The organism is Rhodanobacter sp. TND4EL1, assembly GCF_054061035.1.
This window is the reverse complement of the sequence record NZ_JBSSDT010000003.1, coordinates 250,072-269,585: the sequence shown is the minus strand read 5'-3', so window position 1 is coordinate 269,585 and position 19,514 is coordinate 250,072. Positions and strand designations below refer to the sequence as shown.

Annotated in this window: 11 protein-coding genes and 1 pseudogene; 4 read left to right on the top strand and 8 right to left on the bottom strand. The window is 63.9% G+C overall.

The annotated features are described in order from the left end of the window. Window positions 1-12 precede the first annotated feature (12 nt). Both ACVWWQ_RS12980 and ACVWWQ_RS12975 read left to right on the top strand, forming a co-directional pair. Window positions 13-4,611 (top strand): DEAD/DEAH box helicase, encoded by a 4,599-nt coding sequence (locus ACVWWQ_RS12980; protein WP_133948886.1) that lies wholly within the window; start codon window positions 13-15, stop codon window positions 4,609-4,611. 3 nt (window positions 4,612-4,614) lie between these two features. Further along, window positions 4,615-4,773 carry a hypothetical protein gene (locus ACVWWQ_RS12975; protein WP_166669716.1) on the top strand — a complete coding sequence of 53 codons (159 nt, stop codon included), beginning with the start codon at window positions 4,615-4,617 and terminating at the stop codon, window positions 4,771-4,773. A 29-nt stretch (window positions 4,774-4,802) separates the two neighbouring features. Here ACVWWQ_RS12975 and ACVWWQ_RS12970 read toward each other — a convergent pair whose 3' ends face one another. The 4 genes from ACVWWQ_RS12970 to ACVWWQ_RS12955 form a co-directional block, all read right to left on the bottom strand. Continuing rightward, complete coding sequence (locus ACVWWQ_RS12970; protein ID WP_133948888.1) at window positions 4,803-5,864, bottom strand: heparan-alpha-glucosaminide N-acetyltransferase domain-containing protein; 1,062 nt, start codon at window positions 5,862-5,864, stop codon at window positions 4,803-4,805. 69 nt (window positions 5,865-5,933) lie between these two features. Further along, on the bottom strand, window positions 5,934-8,255 hold the full coding sequence (locus tag ACVWWQ_RS12965) for a family 20 glycosylhydrolase (protein ID WP_133948890.1): 2,322 nt from the start codon (window positions 8,253-8,255) through the stop codon (window positions 5,934-5,936). Window positions 8,256-8,397: 142 nt separating this feature from the next. After that, a complete protein-coding gene (locus ACVWWQ_RS12960) occupies window positions 8,398-11,148 on the bottom strand; it encodes a TonB-dependent receptor (RefSeq protein ID WP_133948892.1) in 2,751 nt (916 codons plus the stop codon). 106 nt (window positions 11,149-11,254) lie between these two features. After that, complete coding sequence (locus ACVWWQ_RS12955) at window positions 11,255-12,355, bottom strand: glucokinase (RefSeq protein ID WP_133948894.1); 1,101 nt, start codon at window positions 12,353-12,355, stop codon at window positions 11,255-11,257. Between the two features lie 426 nt (window positions 12,356-12,781). Here ACVWWQ_RS12955 and ACVWWQ_RS12950 point away from each other — a divergent pair, with 426 nt between their 5' ends. Next, window positions 12,782-14,080, top strand: a complete 1,299-nt coding sequence (locus ACVWWQ_RS12950) for a sugar MFS transporter (RefSeq protein WP_099653160.1) — start codon at window positions 12,782-12,784, stop codon at window positions 14,078-14,080. Between the two features lie 124 nt (window positions 14,081-14,204). Beyond that, window positions 14,205-15,269: a LacI family DNA-binding transcriptional regulator gene (locus tag ACVWWQ_RS12945; protein WP_099653161.1), complete on the top strand. Its 1,065-nt coding sequence runs from the start codon at window positions 14,205-14,207 to the stop codon at window positions 15,267-15,269. Between the two features lie 428 nt (window positions 15,270-15,697). On the opposite strand, the pseudogene ACVWWQ_RS12940 reads toward ACVWWQ_RS12945, so the two are convergent. The 4 genes and pseudogenes from ACVWWQ_RS12940 to ACVWWQ_RS12925 all read right to left on the bottom strand — a co-directional run. Next, a pseudogene (locus ACVWWQ_RS12940) lies at window positions 15,698-16,078 on the bottom strand (transposase); the annotation flags it as partial. Window positions 16,079-16,705: 627 nt separating this feature from the next. Further along, complete coding sequence (locus ACVWWQ_RS12935) at window positions 16,706-17,722, bottom strand: RHS repeat-associated core domain-containing protein (protein WP_133948896.1); 1,017 nt, start codon at window positions 17,720-17,722, stop codon at window positions 16,706-16,708. Then, window positions 17,719-18,717: a chitinase N-terminal domain-containing protein gene (locus ACVWWQ_RS12930; protein WP_166669717.1), complete on the bottom strand. Its 999-nt coding sequence runs from the start codon at window positions 18,715-18,717 to the stop codon at window positions 17,719-17,721. The genes ACVWWQ_RS12935 and ACVWWQ_RS12930 overlap by 4 nt, the downstream gene beginning before the upstream one ends. After that, window positions 18,714-19,484: a hypothetical protein gene (locus tag ACVWWQ_RS12925; protein WP_133948900.1), complete on the bottom strand. Its 771-nt coding sequence runs from the start codon at window positions 19,482-19,484 to the stop codon at window positions 18,714-18,716. Before ACVWWQ_RS12925 ends, ACVWWQ_RS12930 begins: the two co-directional genes overlap by 4 nt. Window positions 19,485-19,514 lie beyond the last annotated feature (30 nt).

The following is a 19,514-nucleotide window of genomic DNA, read 5'->3' as shown; positions in this document are numbered from 1 at the left end:
GGACCCGCACCGATGCGCAACGACCCCTGCCCCCTGGACGATTTCCATCCGGCCGTCGCCGCCTGGTTTCGCCGCAGCTTTGCCGCGCCCACCGTTGCGCAGGCAGCGGCGTGGCCGTCAATCCGGGCCGGCAATCACACCCTGGTCGCCGCACCGACCGGCTCGGGCAAGACGCTCACCGCCTTTCTCGCCGCGATCGATGCGCTGGTCCGTGAAGGGGTGACCCACGGCGGCCTGCTGGCAGACAGCACCAGCGTCGTTTACGTGTCGCCGCTGAAGGCGCTGTCGAACGACATCCATATCAATCTGGAAGCACCACTGGAAGGCATTCGGGCCGAATTGGAAAAGCTCGGTCTGCCCGACGTGGCGATCCGCACCGCCGTGCGCACCGGCGACACTCCGCAGGCCGAACGCAGCCTGCTGCGCAAGCGGCCGCCGCACATCCTGGTGACCACGCCGGAATCGCTGTACGTGCTGCTGGGCTCGGCGTCCGGCCGCGAGATGCTGAGTGGCACGCGCACGGTGATCGTGGACGAGATCCACGCGATCGCCGGCAGCAAGCGCGGCTCGCATCTGGCGCTGTCGCTGGAACGGCTGCAGTCGCTGTGCGCGCGGCCGCTCTTGCGGATCGGACTGTCGGCGACGCAGAAGCCCATAAGCATGGTCGCCGACTTTTTGGTCGGCGCTCGTTCACCCTCTCCCCCTCGGGGAGAGGGGCGGGATGAGGGGCCGGGGTCGCGAAAGAGCCACAACAAAGCGGCTATCGAATGTTACTCCCCCGCGAGCACCCGCCCCTCATCCGACCCTTCGGGCCACCTTCTCCCCAAGGGGGAGAAGGAAGATCCGTGCACCATCATAAACACAGGCCACACCCGCCCGCGCGACCTCGCCATCGAAGTCCCGCCGGTGCCGCTGGAAGCGGTGATGTCGAATGACAGCTGGGCGCTGGTCTATGACCGGCTCGCCCAACTGGTCGAGACACATCGCACCACCCTGGTGTTCGTCAACACGCGGCGGATGGCCGAGCGCGCCGCGCGGCATCTGTCGGAGCGGCTGGGCAAGGAACACGTGGCGGCCCATCACGGCAGCCTCGCGAAGGAGTTGCGGCTGGATGCGGAGCAGCGACTGAAACGTGGCGAGCTGAAGGTGCTGGTGGCCACCGCGTCGCTGGAGCTGGGCATCGACATCGGCGAGGTCGATCTGGTCTGCCAGCTGGGTTCGCCGCGCTCGATCGCGGCCTTCCTGCAGCGCGCCGGCCGTTCCGGCCACAGCATCGACGGCACACCGAAAGCGCGTCTGTTTCCCGCCACACGCGACGACCTGATCGAATGCACCGCCCTGCTCGACTGCGTGCGCCGCGGCGAGCTGGACGCGCTGATCATGCCGCCGCAACCGCTCGACGTGCTGGCCCAGCAGATCGTCGCCGAGGTTGCCTGCGCCGAATGGGACGAGGACGCGCTGTATGCGCTGGTGCGTCGCGCGTATCCGTATCGCGAGCTCGCACGCAGCGAATTCGATGCCGTGGTGCGCATGCTGGCCGAGGGGTTCACCACCCGCCAGGGCCCGCGCGCGGCCTACATCCATCGCGATGCGGTGAATCACCAGTTGCGCCCGCGGCGCAGCGCCCGGCTCACCGCGCTGACCTCCGGCGGCACCATTCCCGACACGGCCGACTACAAGGTGGTGCTGGAACCGCAGGCGATCATCGTGGGTACGGTGAACGAGGATTTCGCAGTCGAGAGCATGGCCGGCGACATCTTCCAGCTCGGCAACGCCAGCTACCGCATCCAGCGCGTCGAGCGCGACCGGCTGCGGGTGGAGGATGCGCATGGCGCGCCGCCGAGCATCCCGTTCTGGCTGGGCGAAGCGCCGGGGCGCAGCAACGAATTGTCGTTCGGCGTCTCGCGACTGCGCGAGGAAATTTCCACCCAGCTTGATGTCGGCGGTGTGCCGGCCGCCGTGGCCTGGCTGCACGATCAGCTGGGACTGGGCGAGGCCGCCGCGCAGCAATTGGTCGACTACCTCGCTCGCGCGAAAGCCGCACTCGGCGTGTTGCCGAGCCAGCACACGCTGGTGCTGGAGCGCTTCTTCGACGAGTCCGGCGGCACCCAGCTGGTGATCCACACGCCGTGGGGCAGCCGGATCAACCGCGCGTGGGGGCTGGCGCTGCGCAAGCGCTTCTGCCGCCAGTTCAACTTCGAGCTGCAGGCGGCGGCCACCGAAGACGCGATCGTGCTGTCGCTGTCGACCAGCCACAGCTTTCCGCTGGAGGAAGTGGCGCACTACCTGCATTCGAATACCGCCGAACACGTCCTGATCCAGGCCCTGCTCGACGCACCGCTGTTCCCCGCGCGCTGGCGCTGGAATGCGGTGACCGCGCTGGCCTTGCCGCGCTTCACCGGCGGCAAGCGCACCCCGCCGCCGCTGCAGCGGATGAAAGGCGAAGACCTGCTCGCCGCCGTGTTCCCGGACCAGGTCGCCTGCCTGGAAAACATCGTGGGCGAACGCGAGGTGCCGGACCACCCGCTGGTCACCCAGACCATGCACGACTGCCTGCGCGAGGCAATGGACGTGGACGGTCTGTTGGCGATCCTGCGCCAGCTGGAAGCCGGCGAGATCGCCCTCGTGGCGCGCGACCTCACCGCGCCCAGCCCGTTGGCTGCCGAAGTATTGAATGCGGCGCCGTACGCCTTCCTCGACGATGCCCCGCTGGAAGAGCGCCGCACCCACGCCGTGCAGACCCGCGGCTGGAATGCCGACAGCGCCGACGATCTTGGCCGGCTCGACCCTGCAGCCATCGCCGCCGTGCGCGAAGAAGCGTGGCCGCAAGTGCGCGATGCCGACGAGATGCACGAGGCGCTGACGTTGCTCGGCTTCGTCAGTGCCGGTGAAGTCACCGCCAACCCTGGCTGGAATGAACGCCTGCCGCTGCTCGCGGCCGCAAAACGCGCCACCCTGCTTGCCGTGGGAACGCAGCCTGCGATCTGGACGTCGGCCGAACTGCTGCCGTTGTGGCAGGCGCTGCATCCCGACGCATCCATGCAGCCGCCTGTCACCGCCCGCGCCGAATACGCCATCCCACCGTGGACACGCGAGGATGCCCTGCTGGAGCTGGTACGCCGTCGCCTCGGCGGCCTCGGCCCGGTAACGGTGAGCGCGTTGGCGCAATCGATCCAGGTGGATGCGGACGAGGTGGAACAGGTGCTGTTGCGCCTCCAAGCGGAAGGCTACGTGATGCAGGGCCGCTTCAGCGCTGACGCCCGCGATATCGAATGGTGCGAACGCCACCTGCTGGCGCGCATCCATCGCTACACCATCGGTCGCTTGCGCCGCGAGATCGAGCCGGTCAGCCGCCGCGTGCTGATGCGATTTCTGTTCGATTGGCACCATGTATCGGCCGCCACGCGCTCCAGCGGCCCGGATGCGCTGGTGACTACCTTGGCGCAACTGGAGGGCTTCGAGGCCGCAGCCGGCGCCTGGGAAAGCGAACTGCTGCCCGCGCGCGTCGTCGACTATGCCAGCTCGTGGCTGGACGAGCTGTGCCGCTCCGGCCGCATCGTCTGGACCCGTCTTCGCGCCGGCAGCGGTGGTGGCGGGCCGGTGCGCAGCACGCCCATCGTGCTTTTGCCACGTCGTGACATGGCCGTCTGGACGGCTGTGGCCTCTGGCGATGATTCAGCCGGCCACCCGCTGTCATCGCGAGCCCAGGCCGTGGCCGACACGCTGCAGGCCAACGGCGCGCTGTTTTTCGACGAACTGCTGACGGACACCCACCTGTTGCGTACCGAACTGGAAGACGCGCTCGGCGAGCTGGTTGCCGCCGGCCGGGTCAGTGCCGACAGCTTCGCCGGCCTGCGCGCGTTGCTGTTGCCAGCGGCGAAGCGCGACGGCGCGCGACACCGGCGGATGCGGCGGCATTCGTTCGGCGGTATCGAGGATGCGGGGCGCTGGGCGCTGGCGCGTAATCCTGTTCTGCCATTCGGGGAGAAGATGTCCACAAGGACAGATGAGGGGCCGCGGGCGGAGGAAAAGCCAGGGGGTTTGGCGCAAAAGCAGCCCCTCACCTCAAATCTCTCCCCTCAGGGGAGAGGCGGCGAGGGTGGTGCTTCGCGCCGAGTTGATTCGATGGAAACGGAACACATCGCCCGCATCCTGCTGCGTCGTTACGGCGTGGTGTTCTGGAAACTGCTGGAGCGCGAGGCGCCGTGGCTGCCGCCATGGCGTGAGCTGCTGCGCGTGTATCACCGGCTGGAGGCACGCGGCGAGATTCGCGGTGGACGTTTCGTCGAAGGGCTGGTCGGCGAACAGTTCGCCCTGCCCGAGGCCATCGCGCCGCTGCGTGCCGTGCGAGCGCGCGCCGATGATGGCGAGCTGGTCTGCCTCAGCGGCAGCGATCCGTTGAACCTGGTGGGCACCGTACTGGTCGGCGACAAGGTGCCGGCGCTGGCCGGTTCGCGCGTGCTGTATCGCGACGGTGCAGCCGTTGCCGCACTGATCGGCGGCAAACCGGTCGCGCTGATCGAGCTTTCACCAAACGAACTGCAACAAGCCCGACACGCGCTGCTGCGTCACCCGTCGTCACAGACGGAATCCCTGGAAAAAGTGAGCTGAGCCATGGGCTGTCTTCCGCTACTCGTCCTGTTTCCGTTGGGCTTCGGCTTGGGCTATTTGCTGGGCGGCGATCTCGGCGGCGCCTGGGGCGCCGGCATCGGTCTGGTGCTGGGCCTCGCGGGAATGGCGTGGTTCATCAAGGCGCTGCGCGGTCGCCGCTGAAGCGCGAGGCCGTACCCGCGCTGCGGCCGTCAGAGTTTGAGGTATATCTGCCGCCGATCCATCGCGCGCACGATCAGCCACCACACCGCCACGAACACCAGCGCGAACGCCAGCGACGGAACATACGCGCCGAACCGCGGCGTCATCCAGCTGGCGAACAGGTGCTGATAGAGCGCGTCCTGTCCCAGCACCGGCAACACGATCTGCATCAGTTCGGAGCCGGCGTAGGCAGCGATGGCATTGACGCCGAAGCGGCGACCGAGCGCGGGCCAGCCGCGGCGGTCGATCAGCCCATGGAACGCCAGCAAGGCCAGTGCGGCCCAGCCGGCCGTCCACAACACGAAGGACGGCGTCCACAGATTCTTGTTCAACGGCAACCACAGCGACCACAGCGCACCTAGCAGCGCGGCAGTCACCCCGAAGACAAGTAGTGATCGAAGCCGGCCCCGGCGCAACCAGCAACCTGCGCGCAAGCCGAGCAAGGTGGTAGCCATAGAAGGCAAGGTGCCGAGCGGGCCTTCCGGGTCGTGGCCACGACCGGTGGCCGGATCGATCAGGTAGACGAAGCGGCCGAACAGCGCGCTGTCGAAGCGACTGACAATGTTCGTCCACGGCTCCAGCGAACCCCCGAGCAGCAGCAGGCCCCAGTAGCCAAGCAGCAAACCCGCGATGGTGACCCACTGCGTCCGCGCCCGCGTATGCAGCGCGAACAGCGCGACCCCGGCGAAACACAGCCCGATGCGTTGCAACACGCCGGGAAAGCGCAGATGCGCGTGCGGCATGATCAGCGCGGCCAGCACGTTGATTGCCACGCCAAGCAGCACGATGCGCAACGCACGCCACATCGCGCTGCGCACCAGCGCGTCGGGCGGTACACCCTGCTCCAGCCGCGGCAGGATCGACACCGCCACTGACACGCCGACCACGAACAGGAAGAACGGAAACACCAGATCGGTCGGCGTGCAGCCATTCCACACCGAGTGATCCAGCGGCCAGTAGACGTGCGCCCAGTCGCCGGGATCGTTGACCAGAAGCATCGCCGCCACGGTGCAACCGCGCAGGGCGTCGAGGGAGGCCAGGCGTTGGCTCATGTCTCGGACAAGCTCATCGAGGCCTGCCATGCAGGGAAGTGAGCCGTGCGACGTGTTGCGCCTCGCAATTCATGGCGTCAGCGCCACTCGGCCAATCGCATACAGGGGGCCGTCGCTCGGCGCGGTGTAGACCAGGCACAACGCATGCTCACCCTGTTGCGCTGGCAGCGTGGCGTCGAGCGCGAAGTGGCGAGCGGCATGCGCGGGGTCGGGCAAGGGCATGCTCGCCAGCACCGGACCGTCGCACTGGTCCAGATGCACGACCAGTTCACCGAACGGCGTGGCGCGCGGTCGCGACACCACCAGTTTCTGCTCATGCGCCAGCGCGAAATTGCGTACCAGCCGCACGGCGTCGACATGGATTGCGGTCACGCCATCCATCCACGTGGCGGGGAACTGCTGGCAGCTGTCGAACACGTTCACCGCGTACACCGGCTGGGTGCTGGTCGCGTCGGGCATGGGCTGCACGCGCAGCCGGAAATCGCTGCCGGGACAATTCGGCAGCGCACTTCCGGGCACGCTGAGCAGGGTCGCGTGGTCCAGCACCCGTGCGCGGGGCGTGGCGAGCGGGACGCCGTCAGCGCCGAAACTTGCCGCGCGCACGGTCAGTGGCAGGGTCACGTTGAACGGCGCCTCATAGCGCGGCGAACGTGTCGTGGGCGTACTGCCGTCCAGCGTGTAGCGGATGGCGCCCACGCCGACCTGGTTCGCCAGTGTGACGGTGGCCTTGCCGGTGGCCAACGCCAGGTTGCGGTCGATGCCGATGTCCACCGCGAACGCGCTGTCGGCCACGTTGACGTGCTGTGCGTGGTAACGCTCGAACTGCGCCGGCAAACGGGCGAGGAAGCTCGGCCAGTTGTTGGTGGCGGCAGGCGACCACGCCACTTCGCTGAGCGCATCCAGCCGTGGAAAGGCGGCGTGCTCGACGTGGGCGAAGGTGGGCAGGTGCTCGGCCCAGAGATTGGCCTGCACGCCCAGCACGTGCGCCGCCTGGCTGGCGCTCAACACGCCCGGCACCGGCTGGAAGGCATACACGTTCCGGAGCGATTCCACGCCGAGGCGACCGGCGTATTCGTCGGCGAGATCGCCTTGCACGTGGTCAAAGTAGAGCCCCGGCGCGGGCGACATCACCACGTCGTGACCGAGCATGGCGGCCTTGATCGCACCATCGATACCGCGCCACGACATCACGGTGGCATCGGCGGGCAGATGGTCGCCTTCGAGGATTTCGTCCCAGCCGATCAGTTTGCGGCCATGCTGGTCGAGGTACTGGCCGATGCGGTCGATGAACCAGCCTTGCAGCGCATCCTCGCTGGTGATGCCCAGCGCGCGCATCTTCGCCTGCACCGCGGGCGAGGCCTGCCACTGATCCTTGATCGCCTCGTCGCCGCCGACATGGATGTACGTCGAGGGAAACAGTGCCATTACTTCGTCGAGCACGTTGTCGATGAACTGGAACGTCGCATCGTCGACGTTGTACAGATACGGGTTCACGCCCCAATCGGTGGACACCACTGGTCGCTGCCCGGTGACACCCAGTTGCGGATACGCCGCCACCGCCGCTTGCGCGTGCCCCGGCATGTCGAGTTCCGGCACGATGGTGATGAAGCGTGCCGCGGCGTAGGCGACCACCTCGCGGATCTGCGCCTGCGTGTAGAAGCCGCCGTACTTCTGCGGCTCGCCATCATGGCCGGCGTCCGGCGGGGTGCGCCACGCGCCGATCCGGGTGAGTTCGGGATAGCGCTTGATCTCGATCCGCCAGCCCTGGTCGTCGGTGAGATGCCAGTGGAAGGTGTTGAGCTTGTGCTGCGCCATCTGGTCGAGCAACGACTTGATCTCGGCGACGCTCTGGAAGTGCCGGGCGGAATCCAGCATCAGTCCGCGCCAGCCAAAACGCGGGTGGTCGGCAATATGCAGCACCGGGACCTGCACGGCTCCGTGCGTCGCGTCGGGCGTCAGCAGCTGGTAAAGCGTGGCCGCGCCGCGGAACAGGCCTGCCTCCGTGCGCGCGCTGAGCACGATGCCCTGCGCTGTCACATCCAGAACATAGGCTTCGTCGCTGGCTGGGTCGAGGGTGGCATCGAGCCGCAGCACGATGGCTCCGTCGCCGTCCGCTCGTGGCTGCACCGCCAACTTCAGTCCGCGCGTGCGCGCCGTCAGTTCGGCCAGCCAGTGTGCGGTGCGCCCCGTCGCGGGTGCATCGCCGGCAACCACGATGGGCGTGGCGGTGCTGACCGAAAAATGCCCCTGGCCAAGGTCGAGTTTCACCGGCTGGGGTATCAATGAAATCGGTGCCGTTTCGGCGAACAACGACTCACCGAACAGACAGATCGCCGCAAGCAGCAGGCAGCGAAGAAAAACGGCCGGGTGGCGCGTGATCGGTCGGGTCATCGGCGGTCTCTGGTGGTGTGCCCCTGCAGAATGCCATGGGGGTTGAAGCGGGGTCTCCAAAAGAAACGGGCCCGAAAAAAATTGCTCGAGCCCGGAGGGGAGATCTGGGCCATCCGTGGCCCCTGACGGTGTTGCCGGGAGATCAGAGCTTGAAGCGCAGGTTGACGTAGTACTGGCGACCGTTGTCGTAGAAGTAGTACGGCTGCTTGCCGATCGCATCGGTCTTTGTGTAGTACTTCAGTTTCGGATTGTTGAGGTTCATCGCGTCAAACGACACCGACATCCAGTCGTTGATGGTGTAGCCAAACGATGCCGCCAGATTGCCCACACCCGCCTGATAGAAGGTATCCGCACGGGCCACGCCCGCGTAGAAGGACGAGCGATAGGTGTAGCTCACCCGGGCATTGAACCGGTCGTTCTCGAAGAACGCGGAGGCATTGCCCGTGGTCTTCGACGTGCCTTGCAGCGGCTTGTCACCCGTCGCATGACCGCTGGCATAGGTGTAGTTCGCGGATACGCCGAAGTACTTGCCAATCGGCTGGATGTAGTTGAGCTCCAGACCCTTCACCTGGCCATTGGTGTTCGACGGCACGCTCACCGTGTACGTGCTGAACACATCCGTGCCGGCGTTGGTGCTTTCCTGAATGTTCTTGTAGGTCTGGTCTTCATTGCTGAAGTTGACATAGTCCTTCAGGTTCATCTTGTACACGCCTGCGGATAGCAGGCCACGCGGTGCGAAATACCACTCGAGCGCCGCGTCGAAGTTGCTCGAGATGAGCGGCTTGAGTTTCGGGTTGCCGCCGCTGCCGGCAAGAGTCAGGTCGTTGAGCGACACGAAGCCGGCCAACGCGGAGTAGTCCGGTCGGGTCATTGTCTGCGAGGCCGCGAAACGTGCCACCAGCTCGTCGGTGACGTCGAGCTTGAGGTTGGCGCTGGGCAGGAATTTGCCGTACTTGCTCTTGTCGGTGTTCCAGTAGTAATTGCCGAATGCCGAACCGACGATCGGGCCGGTGGAGGTCGTCGCGGAGGGATCGGGATTGGTGCTGGTGTAGCCGATGTCCTGTTTGGTCTCGACGTAACGCACGCCCAGGTTGCCGCTCCAGCCTTCGCCGGCGAAATTCAGCTGCAGATAGGCGGCACTGTCTTTTTCATTGACCTTGTAGACGTCATTGAAATAGAACCGGCTCACCGGATCGCGGTTGGTGAACTTCGCGTCGAATGCGGCCAGCTGTGCCGGGGAGTAGTACCAGATGTTGCTCGGGAACGAACCACCCAGGCTGCTGCCGAAGTCGCCGGGATAGTTGGAATACGTCGACGGGAAATTGGCCAGGTTTTTCCAGTCGCCAGCCGGACCCTGCGCCACCTCGAACAGGTTTTCGCGGGTGTGGTTCGCGTAACGCACACCGAACTCCAGCGAAGACACTGCGCCGCCATCGAAGTCCAGCTCCCCATCGAGCTGGCCCCAATGCTCCTTGTCCTTGGTGTTGATGCCCTGCCCGCCGAAGATCCAGCCCGCCGAGGGAATGATGCCGGACGGCGAGTTGTTGGATCCGCCCACCGACCAATCGGTCGGTGAGCCGGTACCGTTGATGTTCCAGCTGGCCGGGGCGCCGGCGTTCGCACCAAGCTCGATCACGTTCTGCGTCGGGCTGGAACCCTTGCCCTCGGTGGTACCGACCTGACCCTTGAAGCGGAGCGTGTCGGTGGCCTGCCAGTCGCCGTCGAGTGATACGTAACCGGAACTGGACGCCGCGCCCGGACGGGAGATCTGGTCATAGACGATGGACGGATTGGTGTTGCCCGCGACCTGCCCGAACGACGCATTGGCAAGCACGTTGTTGTTCACGGTGTAGCCCGGCTGCAGTCCACCCTGATTGATGAACTGGCTGGTCCACAACATGTAGTTCCGGTTGAAGTTGTCGGCCTTGAGCTTGGTGTAGAACGCGTTGAGGTCGAGCGTCAGGTTGTCGGCGGGCTTGAACTGCACATCAATGGCGCCACCCTTGCGCGTGCGCGTCTGGGTGAACAGCGTGGCGCCGATTTCCTGCGGGTAGTAGACGCCGGCAAGATCGGGATGAGCCACGGCAACTGCATCAGTGGCGGCAATCTGGTTGTAGCCACCGACCAGTTCCTGGCCATTGCGCTGCAGACTGCGCTTCTCGTAAAACGCCTGCACCATCACGCCGAAAGTGTTGGCGTCGTTCTTCCAGTTGAACAGGCCGCTGAATTGCGGCTTGGTGTTGCCCGGCAGGTCCGCATAGACCCCGCCGATCGAACCTTCCGCCGTGACGTTCTTGGCGAACTCGAGCGGCCGGCGCGTGATGATGTCGACCGAACCGGCCGCGCCGCCCTCCTGGATCTTCGCTTCCGAGGTCTTGTGCACCACCACTTCACTGACGATTTCGGCTGGCAACAGGCTGTAGCTGACGCTGCGACCGACCGTGGAGACCTGGCTCAGCACGAACCAGTCACCGGTGCCGACGGTATGTCCGTTGACCAGGGTCTGGGTCATGCTGGGATTGGTACCCCGCAGGCTGACCCGATCGCTCTCGTCAAAGCCGCCTTCGCTCGCGCTGGACGAGCTGATGTTGACGCCGGGCAGTCGCTGCAAGGTGTCGGCCACATTCTTGGCCGGCAGCTTGCCGATATCTTCGGCGGTGACCACTTCCACATGCGATGTCGCCGCCTTCTTCAGGTTCAGCGACTCGGCCTCGCTGTCGCGGATACCGACGACCGTGACGGTGCTGAGCTGGGTGGCGTCCTTTTCCTTTTGCCGGTTGTTGCTGCTGGTGGTGGTGTCGGTCGACTGTGTCGCGTCCTGCGCAAACGCCACGCCGGAAACGCACAAACTGGTGATGATGCTGGCGGCTAGCAATGTCTTGCGGTAATTCATGATCTCCTCCCCTCAGAGGCTGGCTTGAATCAGGACCGGCTGACGACGGTCGCGGACGATGGTTTGCGGGTTACTGGTGCCGTGTCGCCGGATGGCGGGCGGAATCTCATCTCAATCCCTTGTGCTCATCCAGAAACCAGCCTGCGGCACCAATGACGCCAAGCTGGCCGTGCTCAATCAATCGAACCGGAACCTGTTGCAGCCAGGCGCGCATCACGCCCTTGTTGAAGTAGCGATCGGCAAACGTGCTGGCCAGCAGGAATGGCTGGATCTGCGGCAGGATGCCGCCCGCCAGGTACACCGCGCGGGCGCCGTACAGCAGCACCAGGTCGCCGACGAAGCTGCCCAGCAGGCCGCAGAAAACCTGCAGCGCCTCGACCGCGGCGGCGTCGTTGCCAGCCAGTGCGGCGGCGGTGATTTCCGACGGGGTGAGTTGATGCTCCGCACTGCCGCGCAACTCGCACAGCGCGCCATAGAGCTTGAGCAGGCCGGGCCCGGACAGCGCATCCTCGAATGACACATGCGATTGCTCGCGGCGGAACAACCGCAGGATCTCGATCTCGCGCTCGGTGCCCGGTGCCAGTGAAATCTGCCCCGCCTCGGTGGCCAGCACCTGTGCCCGTGGCTGGCCCGGCAGCAGCACCGCCGAACCCAGACCAGTGCCCGGCCCCATCACCAGCACCGGGCCCTGTGCCGCCGGACGCGTGCTCTCGATGATCGGCGTGGCCTCATCGGCGCCAATGAACTGGGTGGCATAGGCCACCGCTTCGAAATCATTGATCACGGCCAGTTCGCGGATGCCCAAGGCGTCGCGGATCTCGCCGATCGACACTGGCCACGGCAGGTTCTCGTTGACGATGACATCGTCCAGCACATAGCCCGCACAAGCCACCGCGCAATCACGCAGCTGGTGGCTCAGGCCGGCGTGCGGCGAATCGGCCAACTGGGTGACGAAATCCCTGAGCATGGCCGGCAGACCGGACCAGTCGGCGCAGCTGTAGCGGTGGTAATGCAACACCTTGACGGATTGCCCGCCGGCAGCCGCGACCACCAAGCCGATGCGCGCATGCGTGCCGCCGACATCGGCCGCCAGAAACGGCTGCGCATTGCCTGGGCGAAGCTGACCCATACCGCCCGACGACAAGCCGTCGACCAGCTCGCTGGTCGTTGCCGCAGATGCGTGGCGCTGGTTGGCGCGTTCCCCCACTGCCCTCTCCCATGGCTGACACGGATCCGGCCCGCTTGGCGGCGTAGCGCGTTGGCGCGTTCGTCGCCGGCCCGATTGGAGCGGAGTCTGCTGTCAGAATGACAACGTTGTCAACACCGTTCGCCGTGAATATCGGGACGGTCGATGTGGCGACGCAGCAAAGCTGTCGCGACATTCTTGAGGCAGTTCCGAAGCAATGCACTGCAGCCCTTCATTCAGCGCATTTTTCGGCCAAACGGCCCTCCATCCACGCATGACGCGGCGCCACATGCGCCTCCTGTCCGGACGTATGGAAGGCTACCGCTGAATGGCCACGACCTGCTCTTTGACGAGCCAGAATTGACAACGTTGCACTTTTCGGCAAATAAAGAGACATTCCATCTGCCCCGGTCGTCCGATCGGCGCGCGGCGACTTCGGGGAAATACATGGCAACAACGCAGACGACGGCACCGACCCAAGCCAGTTATTTCGGCCCCATGCTGATCATCGGCGTGTTGTTCTTCATCTTCGGCTTCGTCACCTGGCTCAACGGGCCACTGACGATCTTCGTGAAACTCGCCTTCAACCTCGACGACGTCAGCGCCTTCCTGATTCCGGTCGCGTTCTACCTGTCGTACTTCTGCCTGGCCTTGCCGTCTTCCATGGTGCTGCGCCGCACCGGCATGAAGAAGGGCATGGGACTGGGGCTGTTCGTGATGGCGATCGGCGCGGTGCTGTTCGGCGAGTTCATCAACATCCGCATCTATCACGGCGCGCTGGTCGGACTGTTCGTGATCGGCGCCGGCCTGTCGTTGCTGCAGACCGCTTCCAATCCCTACATCAGCATCCTCGGCCCGATCGACAGCGCCGCGCAGCGCATCGCCTTCATGGGCATTTGCAACAAGGTGGCCGGCGCACTGGCGCCGGTCGTGTTCGGCGCGCTGGTGCTCAGCGGCATCGACACGCTGGACCAGCAGGTCAAGGCCGCACCCACCGCCGCCGCACGCGACGCGTTGCTTAACAGCTTCGCCGCGCGCGTGTACTGGCCGTACATGGCGATGGCGGCACTGCTGGTGATCCTGGCCGTCTGGGTGGTGCGTTCGTCGCTGCCGGAGATCAAACCAGCCGGTGCCAACGACGAACAGGCGATCGGCCATTCCGGCCGCAGCATCTACAGTTTCCCGCACATGTGGCTCGGCGTGCTGTGCCTGTTCCTCTACGTCGGCGTCGAGGTGATGGCCGGCGACGCGATCGGCATCTATGGCCAGGGCTTCGGCCTGCCGCTGGACGCGACCAAGCATTTCACCTCGTACACCATGCTGGGCATGCTGGCGGGCTATGTGGTGGGACTGCTGGTGATCCCGCGCTTCATTTCGCAGCAACGCTATCTGGCGGTGTCGGCCGTGCTGGGCGTGCTGTTCGCCATTGGCGCGTATGTCACGCAAGGCTATGTGTCGGTCGGCTTCGTGGCCGCGCTGGGCTTCGCCAACGCGATGATGTGGCCGGCGATCTTCCCGCTCGCGATCAAGGGTCTGGGCCGGCATACCGAAGCGGCGTCCGCGCTGCTGATCATGGGCATCGTCGGCGGCGCACTGATTCCGCAGCTGTTCGTGCACCTGAAGCAGGTGATCGACTTCCAGCTCGCGTTTCTGTGCGTGATGGTGCCGTGTTACCTGTACATCCTCTATTACGGCATGGCCGGACACCGCATCGGCCAGACCGTGACGGATTCGCGGCACGCCTGAACACCCGGAAGGCCGGCGCGCAGCCTCGAAATGGTAGGATGCGCAAGCCGCCGCGCACAGCTGCGGCGCCCCGCGTCGACTCCCCGGCCTGAGGCGTCACCATCACGATGCATGAGGTTCAACGGTGCGCAGTGCCACCATCAAGGATGTCGCGGAACGGGCCGGCGTCTCGCTGAAAACCGTCTCCCGCGTGATCAACAACGAACCTTCCGTGCATGCGCGCACACGCGAAAAAGTGCAACGCGAGATCGACGCCCTCGGATACCAGCCCGACCCTTCCGCACGCAGCCTGCGCAGCACCCGCGCCTATGCGCTTGGTCTGGTCTACGACAACCCGAACGCACACTACATCATCAACCTGCAACGCGGCGTGCTGTCGGTATGCCGCTCCAGCGGCTTCGGCCTGCAGATCCACCCCTGCGACTCGGCCTCGCCGAAACTCGCCGACGAATTGCGCACCCTGGTGCAGCGGTCGCGACTGGCCGGTCTGGTGCTGGCCCCGCCGATGTCCGAACAACCGGAGTTGATCCGCGCCCTCGGCGAGGCCGGCATTCCGTTCATCCGCATCATCTCGGCACGCAAGGACCCGCAGGACGGCATGCCCTGCGTCTATGTCGACGACCGCGACGCGGCCTACGCGATCACCGAGCACCTGATCCAGCTCGGCCACCAGCGCATCGGCTTTTTGTGGGGTGGACGCGAGCACCGCTCCAGCCTGGAACGCTACCAGGGCTACGAGGATGCGCTGAAGGATTACGGCATCGCGCTCGACCGCAAGCTGATCGTGCCCGGCGACTACACCTTCGACGACGGCTTCCGCGGCGCGCGCAAATTGCTGGCCCTGAAAGATCGCCCGACGGCCATCTTCGGCTCCAACGACGAAATCGCCGCCGGCGTGCTGGCGGCGGCCCACTCCGACGGCATCAACGTGCCCTACGAACTCTCCATCGCCGGCTTCGAGGACAGCCCGTTCTCCAAGCAATCCTGGCCGGCACTGACCACCGCCCGCCAGGCCACCGAGGAGATTGCGCGCCATGCCGCGCAACGACTGATCGGCGATTTGCAGCGCGAAGCGAATGGCGAACCGGCGCTGCACGCGAACGAAGGCTTCAGCCCGGAGCTGGTGGTGCGTGGGTCGACCGCGCCGCGACAAACGGCGGCGAAACGCACGGGGAAGAAAGCAGACTGAGGGGCGCAGGCGCGGAGCGATGCCGCGCCGACAGTGTCAATGGCAGCAAAAGGGGTCAGAGACATTATTGGTTCCGGCCTCCTGCCATCGCTTGAGGAATCCCACCCTCACCGCCCACGCCCAGCCGTTATCATTCTCACCGTTGCCGCGAGTCGGATAATGTCTCTGACCCCTTTTGCTTCCTCAGCCACGTGCCATCGCACGCGAACAAATACGACGATTTGGCCATCCAAAGAGGCTTAAGTAAGTGCCATTCGTCTCTGACCCCTTTTGCTAGGTAGCTGCCGACCTTGGTCGCCCGGCCCAGCGCGTCGGAGGCGTAGGCGGTGCTTTGTAGGCCCGCTGGCATTTAATTACCTTCGTCCCTTTTGATTGGATTACGCGACAATTCAAACGACTGTAAGTGAACCTGACCCCGTTTTTCACACATTGACGGTTTCAAGGATCTTCACCGCCAGGCCGTGCTGCTCCAGAAAGCGGCGGAACTTCAGGATTGTCGTCTCGTCCGGGATCGCGTCCTCGTTCAACTCCAGCCCGGCGAAACGGCGCATCGATTCGATCTCGTACAGCGCATCTTCCATCGCCGGATCGCTCAGCGCGTACCACTGCTGCATGAAGTGGATACGCAGCATGGTTGCGGCGGGCATCGGTGGCCGACCGCGGCGGCCGGACGTTGGATAACTCGGCTCGATCAGTGCCAGCAGCGCCGCCCACGGCACGACCTTGTCCATCTCGCCCAGGAACCGCTCGCGTCGCGTCGGCTTCTTATTCGACTCGAAACTCAACGACGCAAAAGAACGCTGCTTCATCGGATATGCGATTCCTGAGGACAGGCCGCTATGATGCCTGAGACCGGGAATAGATCAGAGCATCCCTTGGGGCGACCCGCAACATGTCGGCCACGGGTGATTCACGTGGAGTTTGAGACGGCCCTTCTTCATTTAAATTTACGTCTCTTCTATTTGTCTTTCGATAAAGGGGGGGCATGCTCAGAAAACCCCCAAGGTAAAAATGCATCCCCTACACGCGTTACGTCGAATAGACGGCCACCTGTCCTGTAACCCTGGTACCTAGTTACGTCGACTGGCTTCATACTGAATCTCGCCATCAACATCACCTCTCTACGATTTAATCCATTTAGTCGCCCAGCAATCTTAGGGTCCTTTGGCGTGGTGATCCCCAAGCCGTTCGCGGCGTCTGACGACAAAAAGGCTGTTTTGCTCGAAAACAGCAAAGGCATATCCGAATAGACGTAATATCCCGTGACGATCACAAGCTTACCGTCAAAATCTTCTCCGCGGGCAAGCAAGGTACTCATGGGAACATTACAAACAACTTCGTTTAGACCACCCATTTGAAAGCAGAATCGACTGATATCACCGGCCCAAGATATACAAGGGGCGAGACTCAAAAAAAGTATTAATACTATCCTCATGTCATTTCTCTCTTACGGTAAAAACCGAAACGCCGAGATATTGCCAAGTACCTGAACTTTCCATTTTTTTGTTGAAGGAACTGTAACTCCATCCGTATATGGCACCCCCAGGCAGCGCCACGTATCCGTCCACATGATCATTGTAATATACCGCTAAATCACCGTATCCATTTGCCCTCTGGGCGTAAGGTTGTGCCCAGTCCGCCATGCCAGAAAAACCAACATCATCAGGGTGCGTATGTATTTCTGCTATTCGCCCCGCGATAAATGGATGACTAAGTTCTTCAAAATTGACCAGCCCCCTGTCGCCAGTGCTATACACTGGCGAACAAAGATATCCGGAATCTTTCATATACATGATATCAGAACCAATTTCCACATGGAGTTTGGCCGTTATAGGCGATACAACATCACTCCAACTAGTTAATAAATCTTTCAGTCTAGTATAGGATTGACCTAGAACGCCTGCACCCTTTAAAGCTGAATTCGCCTCGCTAGTTGCCCGTATAGCAAGGTGCGATCGTTCGCTACCATTATCACCCGAAACATTGCATCGATATATTTCGCAATCAATTTGAGAGGCCGTCATGTGCGACGGATAGGCTCCGGTGGGGTCGGTCAGTCCAGCCGGGTTATTAAACGCATAAGCATAGCGATTGAAACTATAGCCATTTTTAGCGCCCATTTCGATAGGGTCAACACTTAAGAATCGCCCCACCTCCGCATCGTAGTACCGCGCCTGCATGTACACGAGCCCGGTCTCCGGATCGTCCACGTGCCCGGTATAACCCACGCCGTTCGGCGCCGCGCCCATGCTCGGCACCGACACGCCATACGGCGTGTACTCGAACCGCGCCGTGATGTTGCCGCTGGCATCGGCCTCCGCCAGTGGTGTGCCCTGCGGGTCGGTGTACACATAGGTCACCGTGCCGGCATAGGCGTTGAACGAGCCGGTCATCCACAGCAGCGCCGGGAAGAGCAGCCTCAACATGCGCGTCGTCATCTGGCCGGCCCTCATGGCGCCCAACCCGAGCAGCCCGCCGCATTGCAGGCACGCACCTGCACGTCATAGACCAGGGTCAGATTGACCGGTATGTTCCCCTCGGCGATCACGAAGCTGGTCCCCGCATTGTTGTAGACCACGGACCCCGTATCGACGCGGCGTGCTTGATAACTGGTGGCCCCACTTACCGCATTCCACTGGGCGCTGTAGCGTTCGCGCCGGCTGTTGATCATCTCGTACACCACTTCAACGCCGCAGGGTGCCGCGGGCACCAGAGCCACCGTGATATTTCCGACTGCACTCCACGGACCACAGCCACCCGCATTACAGGCCTGCACCTGGTAGCCATACGTTCCGTTGGCCTTGCCGGCGAGCGCCTTGCTGGTCGCACTGCCGGTCTGGATGGTCGCCCAACCGCCGCCGTTGACCTGCTCTTGCATCGTGTAGCTGGTCGTCCCGCTCACGCTGCCCCAACTCACCGTATAGCTGCCACTGCTGCTGGTGATCGGTACGCTGAGGCTTGGCGCGCTGGCTGGCGGAAGCGTGGCCACCACGGCACTGCTAGCCTTGTACGCGCTGCAACCGCTCGCGTTGCACGCCTGCACTTGATAGGCATAGCTGCCGCTTGTGGTGACTGTACGTGTACTGCTGATGGCCGCACCGGTGTAGACGCTGCTCCAGTTGCCTGCACCCAGCCGCTGCTGCAGCGTGTAACTGGTGGCCGTGCTGCTGGCGGCCCAGCTCACCGCGATGCTACCCGTGCTCGTCGCCGGCACGGTGATGCTGGCCGGTGTGGCCGGCGGCAACAGTACTGTGATGCTGCCCGTGGCACTCCATGCGCTGCAACCTGCCACGCCACAAGCCCGCACTCGATAGCCATAAATGCCATTGCCCTTGCCGCTGGCCGCCCAGCTGGCCGCACCACCGGATTGCACCGTGACCCAGCTACCTGCGCCGACCTGCTCCTGCAACGCGTAACTGGTGGCGCCACTGACGCTGGACCAACTCACGCTGTAACTGCCGCTCGTGATGTTGCTGGCACGGACAGCGTCGGCACGGACGGGATCGGCGTCGGCAACGTCTCGTTGCGTGCGATCAGCTTCCTGCCCAAGTAGATGAAGTTGGTGGTCTTCGTCGTGGCGCTGTCGACCTGATACAGCAGCTGACCGCCCTGGGTGTAGAAGTAATACGTCGGCACCCCACCTTCAGGGGTCTTCTTCACGCGACGGCCGGCGGCATCGTACTCGTACGCGCCATACTCCGGGATCTTCTGCAGTTGGTTCTTCTGATCGAAGATCAGCGCGACCCCGTTCTTGTTCGTGACGTTGCCACGGTTGTCGTAGACAAACGTGCTGCCGGTGCCACCGGTGATCGAGCTGAGCCGGTTGGCGGGGTCGTAGTTGTAGGTAAGGGTCTGGCTACCGGCGACACGCGTGCGGATATTGTTGAGCGGGTCGTAGGTGTAACTCTCCGTTCCCCACAGACCAAGCGCCTGCGCACTGGTCAGCCGGTTCAGGTCGTCATAGCCAAACACGTTGTTGCGCGGACCGCCCGCCAGATCATCGACTCGCGTGATGTGGGCATTGGCATCGTAGGTGTAGTCCTCGCTGACCATCAACGTCGCGCCCTGACCGTAACTGAAGTTGCGCGTCAGATTGCGGTCATTCTTGTCAGCCACGTACAGCGTTCCGTTGCCGTAGGTGAAGCCCTTTACGTCGCCATCGGGGTGATAGGTCAACCCGCTGGCATAACTGCCCACGTGGGTGGGACGACCCAACGCATCAGGGGCACCTGTGCCCGGCATGGC

Excerpts from the sequence above, each read along its gene's own strand:
- ACVWWQ_RS12970 (WP_133948888.1), bottom strand. The coding sequence starts at position 5,864 with ATGAGCCAACGCCTGGCCTCCCTCGACGCCCTGCGCGGTTGCACCGTG.
- ACVWWQ_RS12960 (WP_133948892.1), bottom strand. The coding sequence starts at position 11,148 with ATGAATTACCGCAAGACATTGCTAGCCGCCAGCATCATCACCAGTTTG.
- ACVWWQ_RS12965 (WP_133948890.1), bottom strand. The coding sequence starts at position 8,255 with ATGACCCGACCGATCACGCGCCACCCGGCCGTTTTTCTTCGCTGCCTG.
- ACVWWQ_RS12975 (WP_166669716.1), top strand. The coding sequence starts at position 4,615 with ATGGGCTGTCTTCCGCTACTCGTCCTGTTTCCGTTGGGCTTCGGCTTG.
- ACVWWQ_RS12935 (WP_133948896.1), bottom strand. The coding sequence starts at position 17,722 with ATGAGGGCCGGCCAGATGACGACGCGCATGTTGAGGCTGCTCTTCCCG.
- ACVWWQ_RS12950 (WP_099653160.1), top strand. The coding sequence starts at position 12,782 with ATGGCAACAACGCAGACGACGGCACCGACCCAAGCCAGTTATTTCGGC.
- ACVWWQ_RS12980 (WP_133948886.1), top strand. The coding sequence starts at position 13 with ATGCGCAACGACCCCTGCCCCCTGGACGATTTCCATCCGGCCGTCGCC.